We start from the raw sequence: 5,978 nt of genomic DNA, 5'->3' as shown, positions 1-5,978 counted from the left end.
GAGCCGTTCCACGAACGCGACGCACAACGCGGGCGGCACGCTGCGCACCGCGGTGCTCGCATTCGGGCAGAACAGCACGTACGGCCGCTGCCATTCAGCCGGCAGTGCGGGCAGCGGCAGCCGCGCGAGCCAGCGATTGCGCTTCGCGGCGGCCGGCACGGCGGCCGGATCGACGCCGAGCGCGTCGAGGAAGAAATCGATCATCGGCAGCCGCGCGAACGCCGGCCAGTACAGGTGATTGCCGACGTCGATGCAGTGCGCATCGGCGGGTAGCGCGTCGGCGGGGCACGGCAGCGCGCGCGACGGCGCGACCACGTCGGTCGCGAGCGCATACAGCGCGTCGACATAGCGCGGCGCGCGCGCCGGCCGGTACAGCGTGAAGCGTACGTCCGCATGGGCCGCTCGCAGCGCGGCGAGGGCCGTCAGTCCGATCACCGAATCGCCGAGCGTGACCCCCATCCCGTTGATCACGTGTACGTGCCGCGCCTCACTGTAATCGAGCCGGAACGGCCGGTGCGCGGCATGCAGCATGCCGAGCGCGGGCGCGGCCGCCGCATGGCCTTCGGCCCGCTCGCCATGCTCGAGGTCGTACGGCGCGACGAGCGTGCCGTCGGGCGCGAGCAGCGTGCCGGGGTACGCCAGCGCGTCGTCGTGCGACAGCGCGGCGACGGGCGGCGCGATATGCCTGGCCACCGTCATGCGCCGCGCGCGCGGCGGCCCTGCTCGCGGATCTGTTCGAGCGTCGCGGCCGGCGTGCTGGCGTCCTGCGGGATGCGGATCTCGATCACCGCGGGCAATCCGCAGGTCAGCGCGCGTTCGAGCGCCGGCGCGAAATCGGCAGTGCGCTCGACCGTCTCGCCATGCGCGCCGAACGCACGTGCATACGCGGCGAAATCGGGATTCGTGAGCCCCGTGCCGTGCACGCGGCCCGGGTAGTTGCGCTCCTGATGCATGCGGATCGTGCCGAAATGGCCGTTGTTGACGACGATCGCGACGATGTTCAGCCCGTATTGCATCGCGGTCGCAAGCTCGTTGCCGGCCATCATGAAGCAGCCGTCGCCCGCGAGCGCGACAACCGCGCGCTGCGGATACAGCGACTTCGCGGCGAGCGCGGCCGGCAGCCCGTAGCCCATCGCGCCGCTCGTCGGCGCAAGCTGCGAACGGAAGTGCCGGTACGCGAAGTGGCGATGCAGCCAGATCGCGTAGTTGCCCGCGCCGTTGGTCAGGATCGCGTCGTGCGGCAGGCGCTCGCGCAACTGCACCATCACGTCGCCGAGCTGCACGTCGCCGGGCATCGGCAGCGGCGCATGCCATTCGCGGTACGCGCGGTGCGCGTCGGCGGCCGCGCCGGCCCACGCAGGCCGCTCGGGCGGTTCGAGCGCGGCCAGCGGCGCGGCGATCTCGGGCATGCCCGACACGATCGGCAGGTCGGCCGCGTACACGCGGCCGAGTTCGTCAGCGCCCTGATGTACATGGATCAGCGTCTGGCGCGTTTTCGGGATATCGAGCAGCGTGTAGCCGCCGGTCGTCGCTTCGCCGAGGCGGGGCCCGATCACGAGCAGCAGGTCGGCGTCGCGGATGCGTTTCGCGAGCGCGGGGTTGATCCCGAGCCCGACGTCGCCCGCGTAGTTCGGGTGCGCGTTGTCGATCGTGTCCTGGAAGCGGAACGCGCACGCGACCGGCAATTGCCAGCGTTCGACGAAGGTGCGCAGGTTCGCGCAGGCGTCCGGCGTCCAGCCGCTGCCGCCGACGATTGCGAACGGCCGTTCCGCGCGCGCGAGCCGCTCGCGCAGCTCGTCGATCTGCGCGGGCGACGGCGCGGCCGCGATGCGTTTCGCGGCCGGCACGACCGGCTGCGGCGCGCACGCGTCGGACAGCACGTCCTCCGGCAGCGCGAGCACGACCGGGCCGGGCCGGCCGGACGTCGCGACGTGAAACGCATGGCTCAGGTATTCGGGGATGCGGCGCGGGTCGTCGATCTGCGCGACCCATTTGGCCATCTGGCCGAACATCCGGCGGTAGTCGATTTCCTGGAAGGCTTCGCGGTCGAGGTGTTCGCGTGCGCATTGGCCGACGAACAGGATCATCGGCGTCGAATCCTGGAACGCGGTGTGCACGCCGATCGACGCATGGGTCGCGCCGGGTCCGCGCGTGACGAACGCGATGCCGGGGCGGCCGGTCAGCTTGCCGACCGCTTCGGCCATGTTCGCGGCGGCCGCCTCGTGGCGGCAGACGACCGTCTGGATGCGGGCGGTGTCGTCCGCCAGCGCATCGAGCACGGCGAGGAAGCTCTCGCCCGGCACGCAGAACACACGTTCGACGTGATTGGCGAGCAACGCATCGACGAGCAGTCGCGCACCGGTGGTGGCGTGCGGCTCGAGATCCTTGGAATGCGACATGGGCTGCCGTCTCCCTGGGTAGCGGGACGTACAGCTTACGCCGGTTGGCCGGGCGCTGAAAAGTGTCGGAACGCTGAGGGGGCGGCGAGCGCGTGCGTGCTTCGATTGGCCATCCGGCCAGCTTGTGCGCGCTTCCACGACGGCGGAAAGTGAGCGCTATGGATGGCGGGCTGACGCTTGTCTCGATTCGAAAGCGGGCACCCAAATAACAATAAATTGGGATATCACTTAATAGTAAAATTTCAGCGAATGAGTGGAGAAAGGGGGCGAGAATCATGACGACCGAAACGATTGATCAAAAGACGCTGACGGAGCTGGTCGAAGCCGGCGCGGTCCGTGCGGTCCGCGTGGTCGGTTGCGGCAACGGCTGGGCGCTGTCGGCCCGTTGCGGCGCGCACGAGCGCTTCCTGTCGGCCAAGCGCGGCGACGTGCGGGTGTTTCGCCGTTTTGAAACGCTGGTCGGCTTTCTGCGCGACATCGGCATCAACCGGTTCGATGTGGATGCGTCGGCATTCGACCCGGACGCGGCCGGCCGGGCGACTCGGCCCGATCGCGCGGCGGCGTTGAAGGCGGCACACGAGGCGGCGGCGCACGATCGCTGGTTTCGCGAGCAGGTGCAGCAGGCGCTGGACGACCCGCGTGCATCGATTCCGGACGCCGAAGTCAGCGCCAACTTCGCGTCGCGCCGTGCGGCGTTGCGTGAGCGGCTTGTAGGCAAGCGCGGGGATGCTTCTTGACCCTCGCGTTGCACTGGAATCCGAAGGCGTACGAGGATCGCGCCGCGATCATGGAATACCTCGCCGAGGACGACCCGCTGGCCGCGCTCGAACTCGACGAACTGCTGGAAGAAAGGGCGGCGGCGCTACCGGCCCATGCCGAGTTGTATCGGCAAGGGCGGGTGGCCGGCACGCGTGAGCTGGTGGTCGCGCCGAACTATGTGCTTGTGTATCGCCTCCGGCCGGCCAAGGACATCGTGGAGATTCTCCGCGTGCTGCATGCGCGACGGCAATGGCCGTGATGCGATATTTGCGCCGGCTGATTCACCGGGTGTGGCGGGCCAAGTCCGGAACGGAAAAGACTGCCGGGGCCGCGTGTGTTTTCGAACTGATGCCGGGTGGATGACCATGCGCGCGCCAGGACGCGCATCATCGACTGCATGATTTACGTATATCTCCGGTACATCCAGACGTGGGAGAACGACATGCGCACCACAAGGGTATTTTGGAATGGCAGCGCGCAGGTCGTGCAAATTCCTGCCGACCTCGCCTATGAACGCAGCGATATCGAGCTGGAAATCAAGCGCGTCGGCGACGAGATCCGTATTCGGCCGGTGCGACGGCCTTTGACCCACGTGCTCGAGAAGTTCGCTCAATTCGGGCCGAATTTCATGGCCGAAGGGCATGGCGACCAGGAGCAGGCCGAACGCACGGACGGGTGATTGTGCACCCGACGGTCATGCGAGACGCGGCGCGTCCTCCATGACCGCCGGGTCCCGCATCAGCACTCGACGATATTCACCGCCAGCCCGCCGCGCGACGTTTCCTTGTACTTGGTCTTCATGTCGGCGCCGGTCTCGCGCATCGTCTTGATCACGGAGTCGAGCGACACGTAGTGCGAGCCGTCGCCGCGCAGCGCCATGCGCGCCGCGTTGACGGCCTTCACCGATGCCATCGCGTTGCGCTCGATGCACGGGATCTGCACCATCCCGCCCACCGGGTCGCAGGTCAGGCCGAGGTTGTGTTCCATTCCGATCTCGGCCGCGTTCTCGACCTGCTGCGGCGTGCCGCCGAGCACGGCCGCGAGCGCGCCGGCCGCCATCGAGCACGCGACGCCCACTTCACCCTGGCAGCCGACTTCCGCGCCCGAGATCGACGCGTTGAGCTTGTACAGAATGCCGATCGCGGCGGCCGTCAGAAGGAAGTCGATCACGCCCTGTTCGTTCGCGCCGGGCGTGAAGCGCGTGTAGTAATGCAGCACCGCCGGGATGATGCCTGCCGCGCCGTTGGTCGGCGCGGTGACGACGCGGCCGCCGGCCGCGTTTTCCTCGTTGACGGCGATCGCGTACAGGTTGATCCAGTCGATCATCGACAGCGGGTCCTGCAGCGCGCGCTCCGGGCTGCCCGTCAGCGTGCGGTACAGCTGCGGCGCGCGGCGCTTGACCTGGAACGGGCCGGGCAGGTTGCCTTCGGCTTCCGGGTTGCCGATCCCGCAGCCGCGCGACACGCACGACTGCATCACGGCCCAGATCTTCAGCAACCCGTCGCGCGTTTCCTCCTCGGTGTGCCACGCGCGTTCGTTTTCCCACATCAGCTGCGCGATCGACTTGCCGGTCGACGCGGTCAGCGCGAGCAGCTCCGCGCCGGTGCGGAACGGATGCGTCATCTGCTCGGCCGCGCTCAGCACCTTGGTGTTCGGCGCGCCGGCCGTCACGACGAAGCCGCCGCCGACCGACAGATAAGTGCGCTCGACCAGCACCGCGCCGTTCGCGTCGCTCGCGCGCAGCTTCATCCCGTTCGGATGTTCGGGCAGCGCCTGGCGGTAGAACGCGATGTTCTCCTTCAGCACGAACGGCACCGGATGCGTGCCGAGCAGCGCGAGCTGCTTCGTCTTGCGGATGTCCTCCAGCCGCGCGTCGATCGTGTCGGGATCGACGGTGTCGGGCGCGTCGCCGAGCAGGCCGAGCATCACGCCGCGGTCGGTGCCGTGGCCCTTGCCGGTGGCGCCGAGCGAGCCGTACAGCTCGACCTTCACGTGGGCCGTCGCGTCGAGCAACCCGTCGCGCTCGAGGCCCTGGACGAACATCAGCGCCGCGCGCATCGGTCCGACCGTGTGCGAACTGGACGGACCGATGCCGATCTTGAAAAGGTCAAACACGCTGACTGCCATTTCGATACCTGCCTTGCGATAAGAATGATGCTAGCGCGCCTGCAATGGCAGGCACGCGGCGAGCCATGCGGGCGGCGTTAGGGAAAGCTGCTGCGCGACGCGGGCATAACGCCCGTCGAGCCGCGCGGCCAGATGAAAGAGTTCGGTGGCGTTTTTCGGGTCCCACTGCCCCGTGTAGCCGGGCAAGCCGGCCTCGCGGCGCTTCGCGTCGAACGGCACCGGCGAATTCACGAATTCCTCGTGCGTCTTCTCGCCGAGCGCATACGGCACGAGCCAGTCGAGCGCGGCCGCGAGCGTCGCGCCGTTCGCGCCGCGCTCGCGCAGCCAGTTGCGGTTGAAGCGGCGCGCGGCGAGCGCGGCCGTCACCAGCGGCTGCAGATCGTAGACCGCGTAATGCAGCGCATCGCGTTCCTCGAAATCCCAGGTCTTGCCGTCCGGGCCGATGTTGTCAGCGAGATGCTCGACGAACAGCCGCTGCGCGGCGTTCATCATCTTGCGGTCGCCGAGCGTGAACGCGGACAGCGCGATCAGCTTGATCCGGTGGCTCTGCCAGTTGTTGCGCCAGGTGCCGGTGAGCGGGCGCTTCTGCGCGTCGACCTGCGCGACATAGCCGGCGCCGAGCTTCGCGATGAACGCGGCCGTCGCGTTGCGCGTTTTCACCGGCAGCGCGCTCGCGGTCATGTCGTACGCGAC

6 protein-coding genes and 1 pseudogene are annotated in these 5,978 nt (G+C 68.5%); 3 read left to right on the top strand and 4 right to left on the bottom strand.

Annotated features, from left to right (window positions below; translation table 11 throughout):
• Window positions 1-699 (bottom strand): annotated as a pseudogene (locus JMF90_RS20405) (ADP-heptose--LPS heptosyltransferase); the annotation flags it as partial.
• The gene (locus JMF90_RS20400) at window positions 696-2,399 is read right to left on the bottom strand and encodes a thiamine pyrophosphate-binding protein (RefSeq protein ID WP_054928230.1); all 1,704 of its coding nucleotides are present in this window, start codon (window positions 2,397-2,399) and stop codon (window positions 696-698) included. The pseudogene JMF90_RS20405 and the gene JMF90_RS20400, both read right to left, overlap by 4 nt.
• A 275-nt stretch (window positions 2,400-2,674) precedes the next feature.
• Between JMF90_RS20400 and JMF90_RS20395 the strand changes: the two genes are divergently transcribed.
• The 3 genes from JMF90_RS20395 (at window position 2,675) to JMF90_RS20385 (ending at window position 3,837) form a co-directional block, all read left to right on the top strand.
• Window positions 2,675-3,136 (top strand): hypothetical protein, encoded by a 462-nt coding sequence (locus tag JMF90_RS20395; protein WP_054928231.1) that lies wholly within the window; start codon window positions 2,675-2,677, stop codon window positions 3,134-3,136.
• Window positions 3,133-3,417, top strand: a complete 285-nt coding sequence (locus JMF90_RS20390; protein WP_054928232.1) for a type II toxin-antitoxin system mRNA interferase toxin, RelE/StbE family — start codon at window positions 3,133-3,135, stop codon at window positions 3,415-3,417. Before JMF90_RS20395 ends, JMF90_RS20390 begins: the two co-directional genes overlap by 4 nt.
• A 183-nt stretch (window positions 3,418-3,600) precedes the next feature.
• On the top strand, window positions 3,601-3,837 hold the full coding sequence (locus JMF90_RS20385; protein WP_011546767.1) for an antitoxin: 237 nt from the start codon (window positions 3,601-3,603) through the stop codon (window positions 3,835-3,837).
• A 59-nt stretch (window positions 3,838-3,896) separates the two neighbouring features.
• Here the strand turns inward: JMF90_RS20385 and JMF90_RS20380 are convergent, their stop codons facing one another.
• Both JMF90_RS20380 and JMF90_RS20375 read right to left on the bottom strand, forming a co-directional pair.
• Window positions 3,897-5,285 carry an L-serine ammonia-lyase gene (locus tag JMF90_RS20380; protein WP_011546766.1) on the bottom strand — a complete coding sequence of 463 codons (1,389 nt, stop codon included), beginning with the start codon at window positions 5,283-5,285 and terminating at the stop codon, window positions 3,897-3,899.
• 30 nt (window positions 5,286-5,315) lie between these two features.
• The coding region (locus tag JMF90_RS20375) for an alginate lyase family protein (protein WP_201325365.1) at window positions 5,316-5,978 on the bottom strand (663 nt) is incomplete at its 5' end.

Source organism: Burkholderia sp. E168m23 (assembly GCF_016586125.1).
Taxonomy (GTDB): domain Bacteria; phylum Pseudomonadota; class Gammaproteobacteria; order Burkholderiales; family Burkholderiaceae; genus Burkholderia; species Burkholderia orbicola.
This window is presented reverse-complemented; position numbering and strand designations above follow the sequence as displayed.